We start from the raw sequence: 24,262 nt of genomic DNA, 5'->3' as shown, positions 1-24,262 counted from the left end.
TCAATCCAGCAGGCGGTCGCCGCGTACGGCCGTCGCGCCGCCGAGGTGTGCGGGCAGCACCCGGCCGAACAGCTGCCGACTGCGCTCCGCCGTGCCGATCACCCCGGTGGTCCGGCTGTAGGCGAAGATGGCGGTGTGCCGCTGCGCCGCGCCGGTGACCGGTGACACCCGGTGCAGCGAGTAGCGGCCCTGGAACAGCTGCAGATCCCCGGGGCGCAGGTCGAGGCGGCGAATCAGGTTCTCCCCCTTGCCTTCCAGCACGGCACGCACATCGTCGAGATGTTCCGCCTCCGGCGTGCGGATGCCCGGACAGTATTCGAAGACGCCGCCGGATTCCGGACGCTGGGTGAGCATGCTGACGGTGAATTCGTTGGTGTCGAAGTGCCAGGGGTGCGACATGCCCGGCGCGACCACGTTCAGGCAGAGTCCCGCCAGCGGGTCGGTGTACTCGTGCAGCTGCTCGAGCTCGAAGCAGTCGGCCACGAACCGCTGGAACACCGGGCTGGTGTAGAGCCGCTGAATCAGCGTGTGCGCCGGAATGAGATCCCTTGCCACGAAGGCGTTTCCGCGCTCGAGCACGATGCGGCCCGGATGGTGCTCGGGTAGTTCGGCGTCCAGCGGGATGTTGTAGGCGTTGACTTGTTCGACGGTGTAGTAGGCCCGCGGGGCCAGTTCCGCGCCCTCGGCGCGCAGTGTCTCCAGGAACGCCGGGCGCACGAATCCGGTGAGCACACTGCACCCGTCGGCGGCCAGGTCGGCGCGCGCCGCCCGCACGGCCCGCAGCCAGCCCGCGCCGCCGGGCACGTCCAGCGGGTAGCGCTCGGTGTCCACCACCTCGGTCACCGAATCATCCACCATCCCATCGCCAGTGGATGGGCACGCGTCGGTCCAACCCCCGCTCGTAACCATGCCGACCATTCTCACCAGAGGGGCGTCGGCGCGCCAGGGATTCGCTGGAATCGGTCACCGCACGTGGTCAGAGAGTTTTCTTGCATCCCAACAGAATTCATGCGTGCGGAGATCGCCGTCGGTCCGACGCACGATGGACGGCGCACTATTGCGTGCGGCGGCCATCAGCCGTATGCGCCGCGCGGGCCAGCGCCGCGGCGACCTCCGCGGGTGACAGATAGTGGCCGGTCTGCTCGAAATCGCCGATGGTGTGGGCGATTCGGTCGGTGTAGCCGATGCGCAGGAAGTCGTCACCGGCCAGTGCGTGCAGGGTCCAGTCGAAGACGGTGCGGGTGCGGGCCACCACGGTGCGCAGGGCCAGCAGATGGTAGGCGCGGGTGACGAACTGCGCGGGGACGCCCCGCAGTCCGATGCCGAGCGGGCGAGCGAGGGCGTCGCGGCCGCCCAGGTCGACCACCATGCCGAGATCGCGGTGCCGGTACGGGGTGCGCGCAGCGCCGCGCAGCGTGGCGGCGAGGTTGCGGGCCAGTCGGCGGCCCTGGCGGCTGGCGTGCTGGGCGGTGGGCGCGCAGACGGCGTCGCCGCCGGTGGACAGGTCCGGGACGGCGGCGGCGTCACCACAGGCCCACACCCCCGCCAGGCCGGGGACGGTCAGATCCGCGGCCGCGACCACCCGACCGCGGGCGGTCTCGGCGCCCAGGTGGGCGGCCAGCGGACTGGGGGCGACGCCCGCGCTCCACAGCACGGTGCGGGTCGGGATCACGGCTCCGGTGGTGAGGGTGACCGACCGCTCGGTGACCTCGGCCGCCGACGCCCCGGGTCGGAAGTCGATCTCCCGCCGCGCCAGCAGCCGCTTGGCATCGGCTCCGAGCCGTTCGCCCAGTTCCGGCATGATGTGGTCGCCGTGGGTGATGAGGTGCCAGCGCACCGTGGTCGGGTCCAGGCGCGGAAAGTACTGCCGCGCGGCGGCTTTGGTGAGCCGATTGAGCACCGCGGCGGTCTCGGTGCCCGCGTAGCCCGCGCCGATGGCGACGAAAGTCGACCGTTCGCGCCGCTCCGCCTCGGTATCGGCGACCGCCGCCAGATCGAGTTGGCGCAGCACGTGGTCGCGCAGGTACACGGCCTCGGCCAAGGTCTTCATCCCGAACCCGTACTCGCGCAGACCCGGGACATCCATGACCCGGGTGATGCTGCCGGGCGTGAGCACCAGGTGGTCGTAGTCGAGCGCGTACTCCAGTCCGGACCGCAGCCGCCGCACCACGCACCGACGCGCATCCGGTTCCACGCCCACCACCATGCCCGGCGCGATCTCGGTGCGCCGCAGCACCCGCCGCAACGACACCGACACCGCCCGCGCCGTCAGCACCCCCGCCGCCACCTGCGGCAGCAGCGGCAGATACAGCGCCGCGTCATCCGGCGCGACCAACGTCACCTCGGCCTCCCCCGGCCGCAGCGTCCGCTCCAACGTCCGAGCGCACTCCACTCCGGCGAAACCACTCCCGACGATGACGATCCGCGCAGGGGTCATCCGCCCAACGTAGCAACGCGCACCCGCGCGGCGGTGGAGGCTGTCGAAGAGCGGCCGACTCGTCGGCGCTCCTCCCGCCCCTGGAAACACGCACCCGCCCGTGCTTCCATGCGGCGTGGCCAGTGAGCTCGCAGCGGCGTTTCAGCGGTTGATCCGACAGGTCTCGGCGGCGCTGGAATCGGCGGCATCCGGCGTCTCCCAGCGGCTGCGCGCGGAATCCGAGGCGGGCCTGCGCGAACCCGCCCGCGCCCTCCCCGCTGCGGACACCGTCGTCGCGAAGCCGATCAAGTTTCCGCCACCGCCGGAACTGCGCGCACCGACCAGCCGGGAGCGCTGGCACGCCTTGGCCGATATCGCCGAGGGCCGCCTGCCGGAGCCGAAGATCTTCAACTCCCCCGATCTGGACGCGCTCGCGCGCTCGAAACTCCATATCGCGCTGGAGAATCAGTGGCCGGGCACCAAGTCCATCAAGGAGCGGGCCGCGCGTGTCGTGACCTCGAAACTGAACGATCTGCCTCCTGGGGTGCCGGTTCGCATCGCATCGTCGGGCAATCATGCGATCGCCTATGCGGGGGCGCTGGGCCGCCGTCGTATCCCGGTCATCGCGGTGGTACCGGAGAACACGTCCGCCGTGAAGATCTCGAAACTGGAGGAGCGCGGCGCGACCGTGATCCGGTACGGGTCGTCCTACGACGACGCCTACTCGCACGCCAAACGCCTCACTGCGGAACAGGGGGTCGGTTTCTGGACGTGTCGGCGCACGACTCGGTCGCCGCATTGGGCACCGCGGTCCACGACATGCTGTCGCTGCGGCCCTCCGCCAGCACCTTGGTGTTACCCGCCGGTGGCGGTACGGTCGCCTCGGCCGCACAGGTCGTGCGGGATTTCGAAGAGATCTGGGGCGGACGCCGCACGGTACTCGTAGCCTGCCCGGAGAACGCGCCGACGGTCTACGAGTCCTTCAAGGCCGGCGAGCCGGTCACGGTCCCCGCCCACACCATGGCCGAGGCCGTGAACGTCGGCACTGTCGACGCCCATCTGCTTCCGCAGATCCTCGACGCCGCCGACGATGTCGTGCTCGTCCCGGAATCGTCGATCCGGGAGGGCGTTCCGCTGCTGAGCGCCGCGATCGGCAGTCCCGTCGAGGCCGGTGCGACGCTCGGGCCGATGGCCGTCATCGGATCGCAGGGTGTCCTGCACGGGGCCAGCGGAGCCGTGCACGACGTCCGCGGTCAGGAGGTGCTCACACTGGTCACCGGCGGCAATGTCGCCCGTGCGCAGGGGGGGTGATCGGGGAGCACTCGTCGATCAGGGCGGTCGACCGCCGACCGCCACGCTGCCGCCCGCCGTACCGGGCGGCCCTCACGCCGGTGTGTGACCGCCGCGCGGCCCTCACACCGGTGGGTGACCGGCGGCGAGGTGGCCGAGTTCGGTGACGGTGAGGCCGATGAGGGAGTCGCGGAAGACGCGGCCGTCGCGGGCGGGGACGGGGATTTCGCAGGGGACGACCAGGACCGAGCAGCCCGCGGTTTCGGCGGCCTGGACGCCGGTGGGGGAATCCTCGATGGCCACGCAGTGTTCGGGGGCGACGCCGACCAGTTCGGCGGCGCGCAGGTAGATGTCGGGGGCCGGTTTACCGTGTGGCACCTCGTCGCCGCAGACGGAGATGTGGAAGTGGTGGCGGCCCAGGGTGTCCAGGCCGAATTCGGTGAGCGAGCGTTTGGTGTTGGTGACCAGGGCCATGGGTACCTGCGCGGCGGCGAGGGTGGCCAGGGCGTCCTGGGCACCCGGCCGCCAGGGGATCGCGCCGGTGGTGAACAGTTCGGTGACGCGGGCCTCCAGCCAGTGGCCCGCTTCGCCCAGGGCCGCCGGGGTCGGGTCCAGGCCCAGGCCGTTGAACATGATGCGCAGTGCGTTGGGTCCGGACGCGCCGATCAGGGCGTGCCGGATCTGGTCGGTCATCTCGCGGCCGAGTTCGGCCGCGAGTTCCCGCACGGCGATATCCCAGAGTTTCTCCGAATCGAGCAGGGTGCCGTCCATATCCCAGAGCACGGCGGCCGGGCGGGTCATCGGAGCAACTCCTCGGGGTCGGTGGTCAGAGGCCGGAGGCGGTGATGAGCATACGGCCACCGCTGTTGTCGACCTCGATCCAGCGGTTCTCGCTATCGGTGGATCCGTTCTTCAGGACGTAGGTGAGGGCGACGACGGCCCGATTCGCGCCCTGCGGCGTGACGGTACCGACGCGGACCTCGGCGATGGTGCCCCAGAACTGCGCGTAATTGCTGTAGCCGCCGGTGACCGCCTGGTACGACGGTGACAGCATGGACCACGCGCCGCTCACATTCCCCGGCAGCATGCCGTAGTAGTTCCGCACGAACGCACTGACATTGCCCGGATTCGGCGGGGCCGCAGTGGTGGTCGGCGTGGTGGTCACGGTCGTCGTGGTCGGATTCGCACTCGTGGTGGTGGACGGCGGCGCGGTGGTCGTGGTCGGCGCGGCGGTGCGCGACGGCTCCTGGCTGTCGGCCTGGCCGATCACCGCGGGCGAGGTCGGCGCGGCGCTCGAGGTACCGGCGACCGGCGGCGCGACCTGCGACGTTCCGGTGGCGACGGGCGGATTCTCCCCTCCCCCACCGCGGTTCACGGTGGTGGTGATCACCGCGGCGAGCAGCAGCGCCGCGACCACCCCCACTCCGGCCAGCGCGAGCCGCCGACGGTCGCGCCGCGTCCCCTGCGCCGCACCGGAATTCGGCACCACCGGCAGCGGACCGCTCGCCGGGCGCTCGGATGTCCCCGTACCCGTGTGCCGCGCGGGCGTACCCATGTCCACATGCATGGTCGGATCGGTGCTGTTGCCCGTCACGCCGTGCGAATTGGACAGCACCGTGGTCTGCGCCGCCGCATCCGCGGCCGCCGCGGCGGGCAGCACCTTGGTCGGATTCGGATGCGCGTGCGCGGGCACACCGCGCCCCTCGGCCACCGCCTCCAACGCCTCGTGCGCCTGTTTCATGGTCGGCCGCGCGTCGCCTTCGGCCGCCAGCAGTTCCATGAGCACCGGGCCGAGCGGTCCGGCCCGCCGGGCTTCGGGCACCCGGGCCCGCGCCACCGAGTGCAGCACGGCGAGCGGGTTGTCGCCCTCACCGAAGGGCGGCGTGCCCTCCACCGCCGCGTACAGCGTGGAGCCGAGCGCGAATACGTCGGAGGACGGTTCCGGATTCTCACCCCGCGCCACCTCCGGTGAGAGATACGCCGGTGTGCCCGCGAGGAATCCGGTGGAGGTGACGGTCACATCACCCACCGCCCGCGAGATGCCGAAGTCGGTGATCTTCACGGTGCCGTCGTCGGCGACGAGGATATTGGCGGGCTTCACGTCCCGGTGCACGATGCCCGCGTCATGGGCCGCCGCCAGCGCCGCCGCCACCTTGGCCCCGATCCGGGCGACCTGGGTGGGCGGCAGCGGCCCCTTCTCCCGCATGACGGCGGCCAGGCTGGGCGCGTTCACGTACTCCATGACCAGCCACGGCTGGCCGTCCTCCTCGGCCACGTCGAAGACGGTGACGGCGTTGACGTGGTGCAGTCGCGCCGCGATCCGCCCTTCGCGCATGGCCCGCATCCGGGCCTCGATGGCCTGGGAGCGGGACAGCCCCGGGCCCAGCAGCAGTTGCTTGACCGCGACCGTGCGCCGCAGGCGCACATCGGTCGCACGCCACACGACTCCCATCGCACCGGTGCCGATCGGATCCGTGAGCCGATACCGTCCCGCAATCAGCCGGTCTGCCGTCATGTGGTTGTACCCCTCCTGCTGGCGTCACGCCGAGCCCACCCTGCAACTCTGCGCGATAGCCCGGAAAACTTCCGAAATCCTATGCGTTGAAATACTTCGCTTCCGGATGCAGCAGTACGAACGCATCCGTCGACTGCTCCGGATGCAATTGCAACTCCTCCGACAGCGTCACTCCGATGCGGCCCGCTTCCAGCAGGTCCACCAGCTTGGCGCGGTCTTCGAGGTCCGGGCAGGCCCCGTAGCCGAAGGAGTAACGTGCTCCACGGTATCCGAGTTTGAAGTAATCCAGCACATCGGCCGGGTCTTCGTCGGCGACCGAATGTCCTTCCAGCACAAGCTCTTCCCGGATACGGCGATGCCAAAACTCGGCCATCGCCTCGGTGAGCTGCACCCCGATGCCGTGCACCTCCAGATAGTCGCGGTAGTTGTTCTCCGCGAACAGCACGTTCGCGAAATCGGCGATGGGCTGGCCCATGGTGACCAGCTGGAACGGCAGCACGTCCACCTGGCCGCGCTCGCGCGCCAGCTCCCGGGAGCGGATGAAGTCGGCGATGCACAGGAACCGGTCGCGCTGCTGGCGCGGGAAGGTGAACCGATACCGCTGCGGCGCATCGGGGTCCGGTTCGGTGAGCACGATCACATCGTCGTCCTCGGAGACCGCCGGGAAGTAGCCGTAGACGAGCGCCGCGTGCGCGAGCACCCCTTCGGCGGTGAGCCGGTCGAGCCAGTACCGCAGCCGCGGGCGGCCCTCGGTCTCCACCAGCTCCTCGTAGGTGGGGCCGTCTCCGGCGCGCTGGCCGCGCAGCCCCCACTGCCCGAGGAACAGCGCCCGCTCGTCGAGCAGACCCGAATATTCCTGTACCGACAGCCCTTTCACCACGCGGGTGCCCCAGAAGGGCGGCACCGCCACGGGCAGATCGGCGGCCACGTCGGAACGCGCGGGCACCTCGATGGGTGTCTCCTTGGCGCGGCGTTCGGCGGCGATGCGCTTGGAGCGCTCGTGGCGGGCCTTGCGTTCGGCGGCCTTCTCCCGTTCGGCGGTGGCCTCCGGGGAATCCGGATCGGGGCCGCCGCCGCGTTTGCGGGTCATGATCTCGTCCATGAGCCGCAGCCCCTCGAAGGCGTCGCGGGCGTAGTGCACATCGCCCTCGTAGACCTCGGTGAGATCGTTCTCCACGTAGGCGCGCGTCAGGGCCGCACCGCCGAGGAGCACCGGGAACTGCTCGGCCACCCCCTTGGCGTTGAGTTCCTCCAGGTTCTCCTTCATGATCACCGTGGATTTGACCAGCAGCCCGGACATGCCGATCACATCGGCCTTCTTGTCCACGGCGGCGTCGAGAATGGTGGCGATCGGCTGCTTGATGCCGAGGTTGACCACCTCGTAGCCGTTGTTGGACAGGATGATGTCGACCAGGTTCTTGCCGATGTCGTGCACGTCGCCCTTGACGGTGGCCAGCACGATGCGCCCCTTGCCGGAGTCGTCGGTGGCCTCCATATGCGGTTCCAGGTGCGCCACGGCGGCCTTCATCACCTCCGCGGACTGCAGCACGAACGGCAGCTGCATCTGGCCCGAACCGAACAGCTCGCCGACGGTCTTCATCCCCGCCAGCAGCGTCTCGTTGATGATTCGCAGCGGCGGCACTTCGCGCATGGCAGCGTCGAGATCGGCCTCCATACCGGCCTTCTCACCGTCGACGATGCGGCGTTCGAGGCGTTCGAACAACGGCAGCGCGGCCAGTTCCTCCGCGCGCGAAGCCTTGGAGGAGGCCGCCGAGACGCCCTCGAACAGCGCCATCAGTTTCTGCAGCGGGTCGTAGTCCTCGCCGCGGCGGTCGTAGACCAGATCCAGCGCGGTCTGGCGCTGCTCCTCGGGAATCCGGCTCATGGGCAGGATCTTGGAGGCGTGCACGATGGCCGAATCCAGTCCGGCTTCGACGCACTCGTGCATGAACACCGAGTTCAGCACCTGCCGGGCGGCGGCGTTGAGACCGAAGGAGATATTCGACAGGCCCAGGGTGGTCTGCACATTCGGGTGGCGGCGCTTGAGTTCGCGGATGGCCTCGATGGTTTCGATGCCGTCGCGCCGCGACTCCTCCTGACCGGTGCCGAGGGTGAAGGTCAGGGTGTCGATGATGATGTCGGATTCGGCCAGTCCCCAGTTGCCGGTGATATCGGCGATGAGGCGTTCGGCGATCTCGACCTTCTTCTCGGCGGTGCGGGCCTGCCCCTCCTCGTCGATGGTCAGCGCCACCACGGCCGCGCCGTGTTCGGCGACCAGGCGCATGGTCTGCTGGAACCGCGAGTCGGGTCCGTCGCCGTCCTCGTAGTTGACCGAGTTGACCGCGCAGCGCCCGCCGAGGTGTTCCAAACCCGCCTGCAGCACCGGGGTTTCGGTGGAGTCGAGCATGATCGGCAGGGTGGACGCGGTGGCCAGGCGGCTGGCCAGCTCCCGCATGTCCTTGGTGCCGTCGCGGCCCACGTAGTCCACGCACAGGTCGAGCATGTGCGCTCCGTCGCGGGTCTGGTCCTTGGCGATGTCCAGGCACTTCTGCCAGTCCTCGGCGAGCATGGCCTCGCGGAACGCCTTGGAGCCGTTGGCGTTCGTGCGCTCGCCGATCATGAGGATGGAGGCGTCCTGCTCGAACGGCACCGAGGTGTAGATCGACGACACGCTCGGTTCATGCTCGGGCTTCCGGTGCGCGGGCGTGAGTTCGCGCACCGCCTCGGCCACCTGGCGGATGTGCTCCGGGGTGGTGCCGCAGCAGCCGCCGACCAGCGCCAGTCCGAATTCGGAGACGAACTGCCGCATGGCCACGGCCAGTTCCTCCGGCGTCAGCGGGTACACCGCGCCGTTCGCGCCCAGTACCGGCAGGCCCGCGTTCGGCATGACCGAGACCGGCAGGTTGGCGTGCTTGGACAGATGCCGCAGATGTTCGCTCATCTCGTCCGGGCCGGTGGCGCAGTTCAGGCCGATCATGTCGACGCCGAGCGGTTCGATGGCGGTGAGGGCCGCGCCGATCTCGGAACCGACCAGCATGGTGCCGGTGGTCTCCATGGTGACGTGGGTGATGATCGGGATGCGGCGACCCGACCGCGCCATGGCGTGCTGGCTGCCCACGATGGCGGCCTTCACCTGGAGCAGGTCCTGGCAGGTCTCCACCAGGATGGCGTCCGCGCCGCCGTCGAGCATGCCGAGGGCGGCCTCGGTGTAGGCGTCGCGCAGCGAGGCGTAGGGCGCGTGCCCGAGCGTGGGCAGCTTGGTGCCCGGCCCCATCGACCCCAGCACGTAGCGGGGCGTGCCGTCGGCGGAGGGCCCCATCTCGTCGGCGACCTCGCGCGCCAGGCGGGTGCCGCGCTCGGACAGGTCGCGGATGCGATCGGCGATGTCGTAGTCGGCCAGGTTGGGCAGATTGCAGCCGAAGGTGTTGGTCTCGACCGCGTCCGCACCGGCCTCGAAGTACGCGCGGTGAATGTGTCGCAGCACGTCGGGGCGGGTTTCGTTGAGGATTTCGTTACATCCCTCGAGTCCCCGGAAGTCGTCCAGGGTCAAATCCGCCGCCTGCAACATGGTGCCCATCGCACCGTCGCCGATCACGACACGCTTGCGGAGCGTGTCGAGTAGGGTGGTGTCGAACTCGGCGCGGGGGGACACAGACATGTACTCAAGAGTAGTGGTCTGTCCCGACAATCCGGGCCCCGGTGCCGCCGGTCCACGCTATGGGACGCGGCGTGTCCGCGCGCCTCGCCGCCGACACGTTCGCCACGTCACACCGTGGGCGGCGTCGGCGTGTCCCGGAGGTGCGCGTCGTTGGCGCGTCATCCCGGCCGACACCGTAGGCTGACCGGGTGAACGCCAGTGAACCCCCGGTGCCTGCCGAGACGGACCTCCCCACCCTGCGGGATCCGGTCCTCGTCGCGGCCTTCGAAGGCTGGAACGATGCCGCCGATGCCGCCAGTGGAGCGGTGGAACACCTCGAACTCATCTGGGACTCGCAACCGCTGGCCGAACTCGACTCCGAGGATTATTACGACTACCAGGTGAACCGCCCGACCGTCCGCCAGGTCGACGGTGTCACCCGTGAGATCCAGTGGCCGTCCGCCATGCTGTCGGTGTGCTCGCCGCCCGGTAGCGAACGCGATGTGGTGCTACTGCGCGGTGTCGAACCGAATATGCGGTGGCGCAGTTTCTGTGACGACATCCTCGAGTTCGTCGAACAGCTCGGGGTGTCGACGGTGGTGATCCTCGGCGCGCTGCTGGCCGATACCCCGCATACGCGGCCGGTTCCCGTCACCGGGACGGCGTACAGCAAGGAGGCCGCGGAGCGGTTCAATCTGGAGCAGACCCGCTACGAGGGACCGACCGGTATTACGGGCGTCCTGCAGGACGCCTGCGTCAAGGCCGGAGTCCCGGCGGTGTCGTTCTGGGCCGCCGTTCCGCACTATGTCTCGCAGCCGCCCAATCCGAAGGCCGTGATCGCCCTGCTGCACCGCGTCGAGGATGTGCTCGATGTGGAGGTGCCGCTCAGCGGTCTGCCCAAGCAGGCCGAGGAGTGGGAGGAAACCGTCAACGAGATGACCTCGAGCGATGAGGAGATCACCGAGTACGTACGCTCGCTCGAGGAGCGCGGCGACGCGGACGTCGATCTCAACGACGCCATGGCCAAGATCGACGGGGATGCCATCGCCGCGGAATTCGAGAAGTACCTGCGCCGACGGGGGCGGGGCAGCTTCGGGCTGTAGCGGGGGCGAAGTTAGGGCACCATTACACTGGACCGAATGACCTCGCCACGGATCGCCGCGCATCTGCACGGATTCGGTGACCGTATCGCGGCGGTCCAGCATGGTCACGAAGTCCGATATGCCCAATTAGCCGGATCAGTCACCGAATTCGCGGAACGCCTCGGTGCGGGACGTCGGCTCGTCGCCCTGGCGGTGCGCAACGACATCGGCTCGCTGGTGGCCTACCTCGGCGCCCTCGAGGCCGGGTGCGCGGTGCTGCTCACCGAGACGGTGACCGCGCAACTGATCGACAGCTACGACCCCGACGTGGTCATCACGGCCACCGCCGACGGCTCGACACCCGACCCGGTCGTCCGGCGCGACGGTTCGGCGCACACCCTGCACCCGGAGTTGGCGGTGCTGCTGAGCACCTCCGGCTCGACCGGCTCACCGAAGCTGGTACGGCTGTCCTACACCAATGTGCTGTCGAACGCGGCGGCCATCGCCGAATACCTGGAGATCGAGCCGACCGACCGCGCCGCGACGACGCTGCCGCTGTTCTACTGCTACGGACTGTCGGTGGCGCACAGCTATCTGCTGCGCGGCGCGAGCCTGCTGCTGACCAGCCGGTCGGTGGTGGAGCCCGAGTTCTGGGACGAGTTCGCCGCGCAGCGCGCCACCTCCTTCGCGGCCGTGCCCTACACCATCGACCTGCTCGACCGCATCGGATTCGAGCGCATGTCGCTGCCGCACCTGCGCTACCTCACCCAGGCGGGTGGACGGCTCGCACCCGAACGCGTCGCCGCCTACGCCCGGCTGGGCGCGCGCCGCGGCTTCCGCTTCTATGTCATGTACGGGCAGACCGAGGCCACCGCCCGCATGGCCTATCTGCCGCCCGATCTGGCGGCCACCCACCCCGACTGCATCGGCATCCCCGTCCCCGGCGGCTCCTTCACCCTGGAGCCGGTCGACGAGGGCGGCCACGAGCTGGTCTACCACGGCCCCAATGTGATGCTCGGCTACGCGGAATCACCGGCCGACCTCGCCCTCGGCCCCACCCACCCCGCCCTGCGCACCGGCGACCTGGCCTGCCGCACCGAGAACGGCCTGTACCGGGTGATCGGCCGCCGCAGCCGCTTCGCCAAGATCTACGGCCTGCGCATCGACCTGCAACGCGTCGAATCCGGGCTCGCCGCCGCGGGTTTCACCGCCTGCTGCACCGAGGACGGCGAAGCACTGGTGGTAGCGGTCGAGTCGGCGACGCCTGCGGACGCGGACAGCGACGGCACGGAACCGACAGGAGCGGCACCGGCGACCGCGCGGCGGACGGAATCGGGAGTCACGACCGAGCATCGGAACGGCGCGGGCATCGCGATGCGGCGGCCGACCGGCGCGGACGGCGCGGACACGACTCCGGCGAGTGTGAATGTCGTGGACCCGACGCCACCGGGCGTCGACACCGCGAACACGGCGCTCGCCGACCTGAAGGACGCGGACACGACGGCGCCGAGCGTCGACCATGCGGACGCCGCACCGGCGGGCTCGAGGGTCGCGGGCACGCCAGCGAGCGTCGACGTCGTGGACGAAAAGCCGGCGGGGCACCGCTTGGGCTATTCGGCGTCCGGTAGCGCCGCACCCGGCCCGGCCGCGCGCGCCGCCATTCCCGTGCGGCGCACCACGTCCATCACCACTCTGCTGAGAGGTACCGCGCGAGGGGCATATCCGCTCGGAACGCAGCCCCGCGCGCGCGGAAGAGCCGTGCGCGCAGGCGCTCCCGACGCCGGGGTGGGGTGTGCGGGCGAGACTCGGCGCGGAAGTGCCGTACGCGACCGGGCGGCCTCGCCGCAGGGTGCGGCCGTCGCCCGGGAAGCGGCGCGGCTGTCCGGGCTGCCGGTCGCCGCGGTGCGGATCTGTGTGGTGTCGTCGATTCCTCGGCTACCCAATGGAAAACCGGACTATCCGAGTATTCGGCGCTTGTCGGGCACGCACGGTGACGCTCTCCCGTCGGGTGCCCCCGGCGGATCCTGCGAGGATGTGCGCATCCTCTTCGCACAAGCCCTCGGCCTCGATCGTGACCACATCGGCTCCCACGCCACCTTCGCCGATCTCGGGGGCGACTCACTGACTTTCGTCACCCTGGCGGTGCGGCTCGAACGGGCCTTGGGGCAGCTTCCGGCCGACTGGCCGTCGCGCACCATCGCCGAACTCGAGGCACTCCCCCGGCGGCGGACGCGGTTCGGGCGGTCGCTCGATACCAGCACCCTGTTGCGGGCGATCGGCATCGTGACGGTAATCGGCTCACATATCGGACTTTTCGTCCTGTGGGGCGGGGCGCATGTGCTGTTGGCGGCGGCGGGATTCAATTTCGCGCGCTTCGCCGTCACCGCGGCTCCGGCCGCGCCGCGCCTGCGGCGCACCCTGCGCAGCGCGGCCTTCGTCGCGGTGCCGACGGCGGCCTGGGTGTTGCTCACCCTGCCGTTCACCGATTATTACGGCTGGCAGAATGTGCTGCTGCTCAACAAGATTCTGGGTCCGCACGACAGCCCGACGGCCGGGCACCTGTGGTTCATCGAGGTGGTGCTCTACCTCATCGTGGGTTCCGCGCTGCTGTTGCGCCTGCCGGTGGCCGATCGCTGGGAACGGTTGTCGCCGTTCTGGTTCGCGACCGGTCTGCTCGGCGTGGCGCTCATCTTCCGATATCGGACATTCGATCTGTACCGGCCGGACGATGTGCCCTTCTCACCGCTGGTGGCATGGTTCTTCCTGCTCGGCTGGGCAGCGGCCAAGGCCGAGACGGTGTGGCACCGGCTGTTGCTCAGCGCGATCGCGCTGGCGACGATACCGGGCTATTTCGGCGAAACCGACCGAGAGCGCATGATTCTCGCCGGAATCCTGCTGCTCGTCTGGTTGCCGTCGGTGCGGGTACCCGCGCTGGTCGCGGGTGCGGCCGCGCTGCTCGCCGACGCCTCGCTGTTCGCGTATCTACTGCACTGGCAGGTGTATCCGCTGTTCGGGCAGCATCACCTGGCGGCATTGACGGCCTCGCTGGCGGCCGGGTGGGCCGCCGCGCGGCTGCTGAGCTGGGCGCGTACCGGATGGGCGAGCGCCGGGATCGGTCGGAACGCGGCCGTGGGCCGCCGGTCAGCTGTCGATCGTCCAGACCTTCGCGGACGCCTCCTGGGCCAGCTTCGCGATCAATATGTCACGCGGAATCGTCTGACCGGCAAGGTGATCGAGTGACGGCACCACGACATGGTGGGCATCGGCTCGCTTGAGTTCGGCGGTCAGCTCCGCGAATGCGGTGCCGTCGCCCGGGGTCGATTCATGGAACGTGGCGGCGAAGCAGAATCCGGCCGAGCTGGCGAGGGTGCACATGGCGCTCTCCCACTCGTCACCGCGGCCGTCGGCCAGATCGTCACGCACGTACCCATAGATCAACGCTTCCACCCGAACCTCCGTTGGATTGGGGATCTCGCTGTTCTGTTGTGTGCCCACTAACGACTATGGCGTTCTCGAAGATGCAATTGCAGATGTCAACCCACTGACATCCAGATGCCCTATCCGGGTCCACGCGGGGTTAACTGGTGAGATACTACAGAGCGTGTCCAGTGGTGACGATCGACCTGTCTGGGCTGTCCGAATGCGTGCCGAACGGGATGCTCGGGGGTGGTCACAGGCCGACGCCGTCCGCGCCATGCGCGGGAAATCGAGCCACAACCTCCCCACCGACTCCACGCTGCTACGCAACTGGCGGCGGTGGGAATCGGGCGAATCCCGCCCGGACGACTTCTACGCGCCCATTATCGCGGCGGCCTTCGACACCGTGACCGCGGCCTTCTTCCCCAAGTCACGGCCGAATCGGGACGATGAGATGCTCTCGGCGACCGGGATGGACACGCTCGAGTTCATCGGGCGGCTGCGCATGTCGGATGTCTCGGCGGCGACGCTGGACGCCATCCACATCACGGCCGACCGGCTGTGCTCGGAGTATCCGTGCACCGATCCGCACGAGTTGCACGCGGAGGGGACGGCGTGGTTGCGGCGAATTACCTCTCTACTGGACGGTCGTCTTACTCTCGCCCAGCATCGCGAGGTGCTGGTGCTCGCCGGATGGGTCGCCCTACTGGTCGGTTGCGTAGATTATGACTTGGGCTGGCGCACCGCCGCCGAGGCCACCCGCCGGGCCGCCCTGTCCCTGGGTCAGGAGGCCGATCATGCCGAAATCATCGGCTGGGGTGCGGAAATGGCGGCCTGGTTCGCCCTCACCCAGGGCAACTACCGCGGGGCCATCGACGCCGTAGACAGCGCCCTCCCCGGCGCGGGCGCGCTGGGCGTCGGTGTGCAGCTCTCGGCGCAGCGCGCCAAGGCGTGGGCGCGCATCGGCGATCGCCGCGAGGTGGAATCCGCACTGACGCAAGGCCGCTCGATACTCGACAAACTTCATCATCCCCCCAATCTGGACAATCATTTCGTGGTGGACCCACAGAAGTTCGACTTCTACGCCATGGACTGCTGCCGGGTGGCCGGGGACGACCGCCTCGCCGAAAGTTATGCGTGGCAAGTCATCCGCAACTCCACCGCACCCGACGGCACCATCCGCAAACCCATGCGCGTCTCCGAGGCCCACCTCACCCTCGCGGTGGTGGCGGTGCGCGATCGCAATCTGGAGCTCGCCGTGGACGAGGGGCTACAGGCCCTCACCGGCAAGCGCCGCTCCCTGCCCTCCCTGATGTGGATCGCGAGCGAGGCGGCGCGCGAGATGATCGAACGCTTCCCCGGCGACCCCCGCACCCGCACCTACCTCGAGCAACTGCGCACCCTGGCCGCCAGCTGATCCGGTCGCGGCCCGCCACATTCGGACTCACCACGCAATACAGCGCCGCCACGTCGGCATTCGGGTCGCTGTGGCGCGCCGAACAGCGGCCGCATTGGGGACTCGGGCGGGGGCGGTATTAGTCTCACCCCGGTGACCGAGACCGCTGCCGGATTGCTGCCCGACCCGTCCGGGGTCGGTGGAGGGGATCTGCCGCACGCCGATCGGCTCCGGCTGTTCTCCTTCGCCACCGCCGAGAAACGGGCCGATTACCTGTGGGTGTTGCGCGCCTTCGACACCGCGCGGGCCGCCTATGTAGTGCTGCTGCACGCCAGTGACGTCGTGGAGACGCTCGGACGTTGCCCGGGGGCTCCCGCGCTGACCGCGACCGAGGTGGGGCCGCTGCTGGAGCAGTTGCACCAGTGGGGCGTGCTGGAGCGCAGCTACGACGGCACCCGGGCGGCGACGCTGGCCGAGTACCGGAACCGGCATTTCGTCTACCAGTTCTCGCAGGCGGGCTATCAGGCGTACCGAGCGGTCTCGGATGTGTTGGACGCGCGACTGGACGAGGCGGCGCTCTCGCGTCTGGTGCTGCCGGAACTGCTGGCGGACCTGCACACCCTGGCCGAAGCCAACCGCACCGGTGACGCGCCCCGGGTGTACCGGGTGCTCAACCGGCTGGACCGGGCGCTGTCGGATCTGGCCGACCGCGCCGCGCATTTCTATCTCACCCTCGGCGACCTGGTGCGCACCACCGAGGTCACCCCCGAGGCGTTCCTCGTCCACAAGGACGCGCTGCTGGCGCATATGCGCGAATTCTCCATGGACCTCGCGCGGTTCGCGCCGCGCCTGGCCACCGCCATCCGCGAGGTCGAGGCGACCGGGGTGGACGAGCTGATCGAGCGCGCCGCCCGCTGCGACGAACGCGTCCTGCTCGATACCGCTGCGCGACAGGCGGATTGGCGGGCGCGCTGGCAGGGCCTGCACGCCTGGTTCCTGCCGTCGGAGGCCGAGGGCGCGCTCACCGAATGCGAGCGCCTGCGCGAGGCCACCATGAGCGCCATCGCGGCGGTGCTGTCGCTGCTGCGCCGCGTCACCGAGACCCGCAAGGGCGGCGTCTCCCGCGAATCGGCACTGCGCCATCTGGCGGGCTGGTTCACCGCCGCCCCCACCGCCGAGGCCGCGCACGCCCTCTACGACGCCGTCTTCGGTCTCGGCCGCCCCCGCCATCTGTCCATGCGGCATCCCGACGCGGACGTCATCCCCGCCATCCGCTCCTGGTGGGACGCACCACCGCTGGAGATCGCCCGCACCCTCGCCGAGACCGGCCGCCCGCCCACGCCCGGCGCGCCCGCCCGCATCCAGCGCAACGACGCCGGTATCCGCCGCCTGCGCCAGGCCCAGCTCGACGCCCAGCGCGCCCGCGCCGAGGCCGCCCGCTCCCTCGCCGCCGCCGACCTCTACGACCGCGTCCTCGACGAGGGCGAAACCGAGGTCCTACTGAAGCTGCTCGACGCCGCCTCCACCGCCTGGGTCCCGGTCAGCGGCCGCGTCGGCGGCACCACCGGCACCGACAACGGCGTCACCCTCACCGTGCGCGAACACCCCGGCTCCACCGCCGTCCGCACCTCCCGCGGCCTGCTCCACCTCAACGGCCGCACCCTCGAGATCCGCGAGAACACCGGCCGCCGCCAACGCGCCGCGACAGCGGGGAAGGCGAAAACGCCCGCCACGCCATCGGATTCGCCCGCCACGGCCACCGCCGCACGTGGGCCGGCCGTGCCCGAGGCGCCCAGCGGGCGAGCGCGCCGCACTCCGGACGGCGAGCCGACGCCTGTCGATACCGAGCCCCGACACCCCGATCCGGCGACCGAAACCTTCGCGAGCGACGGCGAATCGTCGGGGGCCACCCCCACGCCCGCTGCGGATTCCCCCGCCACCGCGAGATCTCTCGCCGATACCGGGCTCCCGCGCCCGGGGCGGGCCACCCGTACCACTGCGACCGGTGGCGAACTCCCGGAGACCATCACCGCCGACAACTCCCCGACAGCCCTCGCACCCGCTGGGCGCGGGCCGTCCGCAACCAGCGCTCGGTGTGGGCACCCACGGAACCGCCCGGATGGCTCCCCTACTCCCACCGTCGACGACCGCACCCCGGCCCGACGCACCGAGCAGACGGCCGAGCGGCGCACTCCCAGCAGCGAATCACCCGCGATCACGGCCGACGACAGGCCGACTGCCACCGCCGCCGGGGGCACAGCACCCGCCGACAACGCGGCCTCCGACTCGGCACTCGAGTCGACCACGGACCTCAGCGCGACAAACGAATCGGCAACGACCCCCGGCACACCGGCCGCGCGACTCGACACGTCCGACGATATGCCGACCGCGGGGGTGCGCGGCTGATGCACGCTCGGACCATCGACTCGCTCGCGCTGGACAGCTATCAGCGCGCCGCCCGGGTGATCCTGGCCAACCACCTCGTCACCCGCACCTACCCGGATCGCATCGCGCTCGCACTCATTCGCCGCTGGGCCACCGAACTGCGGGAAGACCTCGCCGAACTCTTCGGCTACCGCCTGGAGGTCACCGAGACCACCGCGCGACTGTTCCCGATCGTGGACCAGCTCGACGGTGCGCGCCCGGCCCGCACGGTCGCCGACCGTGTCTTCGACCGTCGGCGCTACGCCTATCTGTCCCTCGCGCTGGCCGCGCTGGGCCGCGCCGGTGACCAGATCACCCTGTCCGAACTGGCCGACCAGGTGGCCGCCTACGCCGAACAGGTGGACGGTCTCGAACTCGCTCCCGACCGGGCCGCCGATCGGGACGCGTTCGTGGATGCCGTCGGCTGGCTGGCGGCGCGCGGCGCGGTGGCCCTCGCCGACGGTGACGCGGGTGGTTGGGCCGCGGATCCCGAAGCGGGAGAGGCACTTTACGACATCGACCGGGCGGTGGTCTTCGCCCTGTTCCGACCGCCGCGCGCCCTCCAGCACCTGCACAGCGTCACCGGGCTGCTCGGCGACGAGGCCACCGCGGCCGACACCCGCTCCCCCGCGGCGGCGCTGGCGGCCCGCCGGGTCCGGCGCGCGCTGGTGGAGCTGCCGGTCGTCTACGCCGCGGACCTCCCGCCCGCCGAGCGCGCACTGCTGGCCCAGGACAAGCTGGTCGCCGAGGTGGAACTGCTCACCGGATTACCGGCCGAACGCCGCGCCGAGGGCGTGGCGCTCATCGACAGTTCGGGCCGCCTGTCCGATATCCGTTTCCCGAGCACCGGCACCCTGGCCCAGGTCGCCCTGCTCCTGGTGGGCGAGATCGCGGACCTGGTATTGGATATCGACAATCCGGTCGAGCGCCGTCCCCGCCCGGAACGCCCGCTGACCGATCTCACCGAGCAGCTCGATTCCGCCATTCCGATGCGCACGGTCTTCGCGCCGCTGTCGGATCCGGTGGATCCGTTCGCCGCCGAGGACGCGACCGACGACGACCCCGAACCGGCCGAGATCCCGGAGTACCCGTTCATCGCGTCCTCCTGGATTCTCGACACGGTGCGGGCGCTCACCGACCGCTACGGCGCGACGTTCGCCGCCCAGTGGCAGGCCGACGCACCCGGTCTGACCGGTGAGGTGGTGGCGCTGCTGGAGCGGCTGCGCCTGGTGGAGGTGCTCGACGGCGGTCTGCTCGTGCTACCCGCCCTGGCCCGCTACCGAGGGGCGGTGGTGACCGTCCGCACGCGCGCGGAAACCGAACTCTTCGTGGCACCCGGCGATATAGAAGGGACTGTCTGACCCATGGGCGACCTCATTCACGGTGGTGTGCGCTTCGTCCCCACCCGCGCGGGGATCGTGAACCTGTGGGATTACCGCGATCAGGAATTCTGTTTCGCCGACGGGCGACTGGTGCTGCGCGGACCCAACGGCTCGGGTAAGACCAAGGCGCTCGAGGTGCTGTTCCCGTTCGTGCTGGACGGGCGCATCGAGCCGCGGCGGCTGAATCCGTTCGCCGGCGAAGAGCGCACCATGAAGTCGAATCTGCTGTACCGCAAACAGGAATCGGCGTACTCGTACGTATGGATGGAGTTCGCGCGCGGCAGCTGGGCCGACCCCGAGGTGGTGACCGTCGGCATCGGGATGCGCGCCACCCGCTCCGCCGACAAGGTGACGCGCTGGTACTTCGTCGCGGACGGCCGGGTGGGCGTGGACTTCTCCCTGCTGGACTCCGAGGACCGGCCGCTGACCCGCAAGCAGCTGGCCGAGCAGATCGGGACCGACGCCATCGTGGACCGGCCGGTGGAGTACCGAGCCGCCATCGACGCCCGCATGTTCGGGCTCGGGCAGCAGCGCTACGACCAGCTCATCAATCTCATCCTCACGCTGCGCCGCCCGCAGCTGGCGAAGAACCTGGACCCGCGCGGACTGTCGCAGGCACTCACCGACGGCCTGCGCCCGCTCGATGAGCAGCTGATCCTCGACGCCGCCCGCTCCTTCAGCGATATGGAGGAGGTGGGCCGCACCCTCGAGGGCCTGGTGCAGGCCGACACCGCCACCCGCACCTTCGTCACCGTGTACCGCAAATACCTTGCGGTACAGGCGAAGACCGACGTCGACCAGGTGCGCACCCGACTCGACGCGGTCACCCACGCGGCCACCGCCCTGCACGCCGCCTCGGCGCTGCGGCAGCGCCGCGACACCGAACGAGCCGCCGCCGAAACCCGCGCCGACGATGCCGACCGCGCCTACGAGCAGGCCCTCGCCGACCGCGAAACCCTCCAGCGCTCCAGCGCCTACGAGGGCAAACAGCAACTCGACGACCTCGCCGACGCGGTGCGCCGCCTGGAGACCTCGGCCGCCGTGCACCGCGACAAGGCCACCAAGGCCAGCCAGACCGTCGACCAGCGCGCCGAGGAGTTCGAGCGCGCCCAGGCCGCCGTGCAGCACGCCGCCTCCGCCCTCGCTCGCGGCGAGGACGAACTGCGCAGTGCCGCAACCGAAGCGGGCATCGAATGGGCCGCACTGCCCGAGCAGGCGCGCGGCGACCAGCTCACCACCACGGTGCGCAGCCACGCCGAGGAGCGCGACGCCGACGTGCGCGCGGTCCGCCGCGCCCTCACCCTGGTCGACGCCGCCGCCACCGAACGCACCCGGGCCGAGCGCGCCGCCCAGCGCGCCCTGGAACTGCGTGATGCCGCCGCCGCCGAACTCGCCGAGGCCGAGGCCGCCGTCACCCTCGCCCGCTCCGATACCGCCGCCGCCCTGCGCGAGTGGTGGAACACTCACCGCGATGTCTACGGCCCGGTGCGGGAGGGCCTGGTCGAAGCCCTCGAACACGCCCTCACCAGCACCGGCACCGAACCCACCCCCGCACCCGCACCCGCTGCCGGCGGCCGGAAGCCGCGCAAGAAGTCGACCGCCGGGTCCGAACAGTCGGCGCACGCGTCCGGATCCGCCGCCACCGAGCTCCGGCAGTCCGCGCCGGGGCCGCGGGGTGCGCCGGGGACGCGGGGTGGGCAACCACAGCACGGTCTCGACGGCGACGCCACGCCCACCGCCGACATCGGCCCCACCGACACCCCGTCCGCCACCGGCACACCCGCCGCCGATTCCGGCACCGAATTCCTCACCCCGGCAGAGGTTCTCGCCGAGCGCACCGAACCGCTCACCGAGGACATCCGCGCCCGCCGCCTGCACGCCCGCACCCGGGCCGACCAGTCCACGGCCCAGCTCGCCGAGCTGCGCGCCGAACAGCAGCGCATCGCGGCCGAACGCGACGACGCCCCACCACCGTTCGCGGCCCGCACCGCCGATCGCGACGCCCGCCCCGGCGCACCCCTGTGGCGACTGGTCCGCTTCGCCCCGCACCTCACCCCCGCGTCCGCGGCCGGTGTCGAGGCCGCCCTGCAGGCCGCGAACCTCCTGGACGCCTGGGTGAACCCGAGTTCCGACATCCCGGCGCACGACTCCGAGCAGTTCCTGCTCCCCCTTCCTCCGGCCGACCGCCCCACCGGCCCCACCCTGGCCGACGTCCTGGAGGTCGAGGACGACACCTTCGGCGTCCCCCGCACCACGGTCGCCGACATCCTCGCCTCGATCGCCCTGCACGAGAGCGCCACCACCACGCCCCCGAACGCCGGTACGGAGGCCGGTGCCGCGTCCGGGTCGGACAGCGCGCAGGCCCGTGCCGCGTCCGGGGCGGACGGTGCCCGCGCCGCCGACCCGGCATCGCTGGCCGCCGTCGCCGCACACCCGCGCCTCACGGTGACCACCGGCGGCCACTTCCGCCAGGGCATCCAGCTGGGCCGCCACACCAAGTCCGACGCCGAATTCATCGGCACCACCGCCCGTGCCCGCCGCCGCGAACTGCGGCTGGCGGAACTGGCGGCCGCCATCGAGGCCACCGAGGCCGCCATTGCCGAGGCCGAGGCCGAGGCGGCCGCCGCCACCGCCGAACTCACGCGCATCACCGCCGCCGCCAAGGCGCTGCCGCGCACCGCCGCCGTCACCGCCGCGCTGCGCGCTGTGTCCGAGGCGGCGGGCATGCTGCGCTCGCGCTCCGAGGCCACCGCGCAGACCGAGCGGGACCTCGATCAGGCCATCGCCGACTGCACGGCCGCGGAGAAGAAGGTGCGCGCCATCGCCGCCGACCATCGCGCCCCGCGCGATCCGGCGGAACTGGACGCCTTGGCCGCCGCCGTCCGGCATTTCGAGAACGCCGGCACCGCCCTGCTGCGCCTGCGCGGCGATCATCAGCGTGAGCACGAACGCACCCGGGAGGCGCGCGACCGCCTCGACGAATCCCGGGATCTGGCCGAGGCGTTCGCCGAGGAGGCCGAGGCCGCCCGGACCGGGTACGAGGAGCAGCTGCGCAAGCTGGAGACCCTGCGCGAGGCGCTGGGTGCGGGCGCGGCCGATATCGACCGCGAGCTGGAGGCCGCGCGGGAGAAGATCGACGCCGCCCGTGCCGAGCAGAAGGCCGCCCGCAAGGCCGCGCACGAGTCCATCGAGGCGGTGGGCAGCGCGGAGGGCGCGCACCGCGCCGCCCACGACGCGCTCGGCACCGCCCTCGCCGAATTGCGCACCGACGTGCGGACTCTCGCCCCGTACGCCCGTCCGGATCTACTCACCCTGCTCGGCGCGCAGGCCGAAAGCCGCTGGCCCAGCAGCGATGCCGCCTGGTCCACCCCGGAGCAGCTGCTCTACCGCATCGAGAACGGCGATCCGGAGCAGCAGCCGCCGGTGCTCCCGCCCGAGGTGCTCGAACTGTTCGAGAACCTCTCCGCCGCAACCGCTGCGGTGCGGGCGGGCGAGGCGGCCCGCAAATCCACCCGCAGCGCGGTCACCACCGCGCTGCAGGAGTTCGATGCCGCCCTCGCCGCCTCCCGCCAGGACTACCGCCTGCAGTGGGATGCCGCCGACGGACTCACGGTGGTACAGGTGCACGACGAGCACGGCCTGTCGGCCCTGGCCGATTTCGCCGAGCGCATCGCCGCCGCCCGGCGCGATCAGGAATTGCTGCTCACCGACTCCGAGCGCCGCATCCTGGAGGACGCCCTGCTCACCGGCCTGGCCCAGCAGATCCACGAACGCACCGGCGACGCCCGCGATCTCATCGCCAAGATGGGTGCGGAGATGAAGCAGCGGCACATGTCCTCGGGCAACACCATCGGCGTGCACTGGGTGCTCGCGGATACGCTCTCCGATCCGGCGCGGGCGGTCTGCAAGATTCTCGACCGCGACTCCTCCGAGCTCACCGCCGACGACCTGTCGACCATCCGCTCGCATTTCGCAGCGGAGATCCGGGCCGCCCGCGCCGCCCATCCGGAGCGGTCGTTCCCGGAGATCCTCGCCACCACACTGGATTACCGCACCTGGCGGGTGTTCTCCTTCACCATCATCACCGCCGACGGCACCGAGGACCGGCTCACCGTGGCCCGGCACAGCGCCCTGTCCGGCGGCGAACAGTCGGTCTCACTGCATCTTCCGCTGTTCGCGGCCGCGCACGTTATGCTCGATTCGGCCGATCCGCAGGCGCCGCGCCTACTCGCCCTGGACGAGGCGTTCGCCGGTGTCGACGACAACGGTCGCAGCGAATTGCTCGGCCTCTCGGTGCAATTCGATCTCGACCTGTTCATGACCGGCTACGACCTGTGGATCACCTACGACCACGTTCCCGCCTGCGCCCACTACGATCTCGCCCACTCCGCGGCTGAGAACACCGTCAGCGCCACCCTGCTCGTCTGGGATGCGGGCGATCTGCTCGCCGAACACGACGGCACCGACCTCACCACCGCCCTCGGCTCCCCCAACCGCCGCCGCACACCGCACACCATCGAAGGCGGCATCCCCCTCACCGACACTCTCCTGGCCGACGCCTGACCGCGAAGGGGAAATCGAAGGCGGCATCCCCTCGCCGACACTCTCCTCGCCGATGTCCGACCGCGAGGGGGAACCGGTGGCAGACCCCTCCCGGGCGTTACCGCCACCGGTTCCCGTGATCACTCGACCTACTCGGCGCG

Annotated in this window: 13 protein-coding genes and 1 pseudogene; 8 read left to right on the top strand and 6 right to left on the bottom strand. The window is 70.6% G+C overall.

Going from position 1 to position 24,262, the window contains the following annotated elements; genetic code table 11:
- Window positions 1-843, bottom strand: a complete 843-nt coding sequence (locus tag QJS31_RS32930) for an arpA protein (protein WP_306358565.1) — start codon at window positions 841-843, stop codon at window positions 1-3.
- A 211-nt stretch (window positions 844-1,054) separates the two neighbouring features.
- A complete protein-coding gene (locus tag QJS31_RS32925; protein ID WP_306358564.1) occupies window positions 1,055-2,437 on the bottom strand; it encodes an NAD(P)/FAD-dependent oxidoreductase in 1,383 nt (460 codons plus the stop codon).
- A 115-nt stretch (window positions 2,438-2,552) separates the two neighbouring features.
- Between QJS31_RS32925 and QJS31_RS32920 the strand changes: the two genes are divergently transcribed.
- Together QJS31_RS32920 and QJS31_RS32915 are read left to right on the top strand one after the other, a co-directional pair.
- Window positions 2,553-3,362: a pyridoxal-phosphate dependent enzyme gene (locus QJS31_RS32920; RefSeq protein ID WP_306358563.1), complete on the top strand. Its 810-nt coding sequence runs from the start codon at window positions 2,553-2,555 to the stop codon at window positions 3,360-3,362.
- Entirely contained in the window at window positions 3,245-3,727 is a 483-nt protein-coding gene (locus QJS31_RS32915) for a pyridoxal-phosphate dependent enzyme (protein WP_306358574.1), read from the top strand. The genes QJS31_RS32920 and QJS31_RS32915 overlap by 118 nt, the downstream gene beginning before the upstream one ends.
- A 102-nt stretch (window positions 3,728-3,829) precedes the next feature.
- Here the strand turns inward: QJS31_RS32915 and QJS31_RS32910 are convergent, their stop codons facing one another.
- The 3 genes from QJS31_RS32910 to metH all read right to left on the bottom strand — a co-directional run bounded on the left by QJS31_RS32910 (window position 3,830) and on the right by metH (window position 9,879).
- Complete coding sequence (locus QJS31_RS32910) at window positions 3,830-4,507, bottom strand: HAD family phosphatase (protein WP_306358562.1); 678 nt, start codon at window positions 4,505-4,507, stop codon at window positions 3,830-3,832.
- A gap of 25 nt (window positions 4,508-4,532) precedes the next feature.
- Window positions 4,533-6,221 (bottom strand): serine/threonine-protein kinase, encoded by a 1,689-nt coding sequence (locus QJS31_RS32905; protein ID WP_282784169.1) that lies wholly within the window; start codon window positions 6,219-6,221, stop codon window positions 4,533-4,535.
- A gap of 79 nt (window positions 6,222-6,300) precedes the next feature.
- Window positions 6,301-9,879, bottom strand: a complete 3,579-nt coding sequence (gene metH / locus QJS31_RS32900; RefSeq protein WP_282784171.1) for a methionine synthase — start codon at window positions 9,877-9,879, stop codon at window positions 6,301-6,303.
- Between the two features lie 188 nt (window positions 9,880-10,067).
- Between metH and QJS31_RS32895 the strand changes: the two genes are divergently transcribed.
- A complete protein-coding gene (locus QJS31_RS32895; protein WP_282784173.1) occupies window positions 10,068-10,961 on the top strand; it encodes a PAC2 family protein in 894 nt (297 codons plus the stop codon).
- Between the two features lie 36 nt (window positions 10,962-10,997).
- Complete coding sequence (locus QJS31_RS32890; RefSeq protein WP_306358561.1) at window positions 10,998-14,180, top strand: AMP-binding protein; 3,183 nt, start codon at window positions 10,998-11,000, stop codon at window positions 14,178-14,180.
- Here QJS31_RS32890 and QJS31_RS32885 read toward each other — a convergent pair.
- Window positions 14,082-14,387, bottom strand: coding sequence for a hypothetical protein (locus QJS31_RS32885; protein ID WP_081592491.1), 306 nt, complete (start codon window positions 14,385-14,387; stop codon window positions 14,082-14,084). The genes QJS31_RS32890 and QJS31_RS32885 overlap by 99 nt on opposite strands.
- A 193-nt stretch (window positions 14,388-14,580) precedes the next feature.
- Here QJS31_RS32885 and QJS31_RS32880 point away from each other — a divergent pair, with 193 nt between their 5' ends.
- The 4 genes and pseudogenes from QJS31_RS32880 (at window position 14,581) to QJS31_RS32865 (ending at window position 24,122) form a co-directional block, all read left to right on the top strand.
- Window positions 14,581-15,774: an XRE family transcriptional regulator gene (locus tag QJS31_RS32880; RefSeq protein WP_282785905.1), complete on the top strand. Its 1,194-nt coding sequence runs from the start codon at window positions 14,581-14,583 to the stop codon at window positions 15,772-15,774.
- Window positions 15,775-15,927: 153 nt separating this feature from the next.
- Window positions 15,928-17,427: pseudogene (locus QJS31_RS32875) on the top strand (TIGR02677 family protein); the annotation flags it as partial.
- A gap of 731 nt (window positions 17,428-18,158) precedes the next feature.
- Window positions 18,159-19,538, top strand: a complete 1,380-nt coding sequence (locus QJS31_RS32870) for a TIGR02678 family protein (RefSeq protein ID WP_282786248.1) — start codon at window positions 18,159-18,161, stop codon at window positions 19,536-19,538.
- A 3-nt stretch (window positions 19,539-19,541) separates the two neighbouring features.
- Window positions 19,542-24,122: an SbcC/MukB-like Walker B domain-containing protein gene (locus QJS31_RS32865; RefSeq protein WP_306358560.1), complete on the top strand. Its 4,581-nt coding sequence runs from the start codon at window positions 19,542-19,544 to the stop codon at window positions 24,120-24,122.
- The last annotated feature ends 140 nt before the right edge of the window (window positions 24,123-24,262 follow it).

This window comes from Nocardia sp. CC213A (assembly GCF_030766805.1).
Lineage (GTDB): Bacteria > Actinomycetota > Actinomycetes > Mycobacteriales > Mycobacteriaceae > Nocardia > Nocardia otitidiscaviarum.
This window is presented reverse-complemented; position numbering and strand designations above follow the sequence as displayed.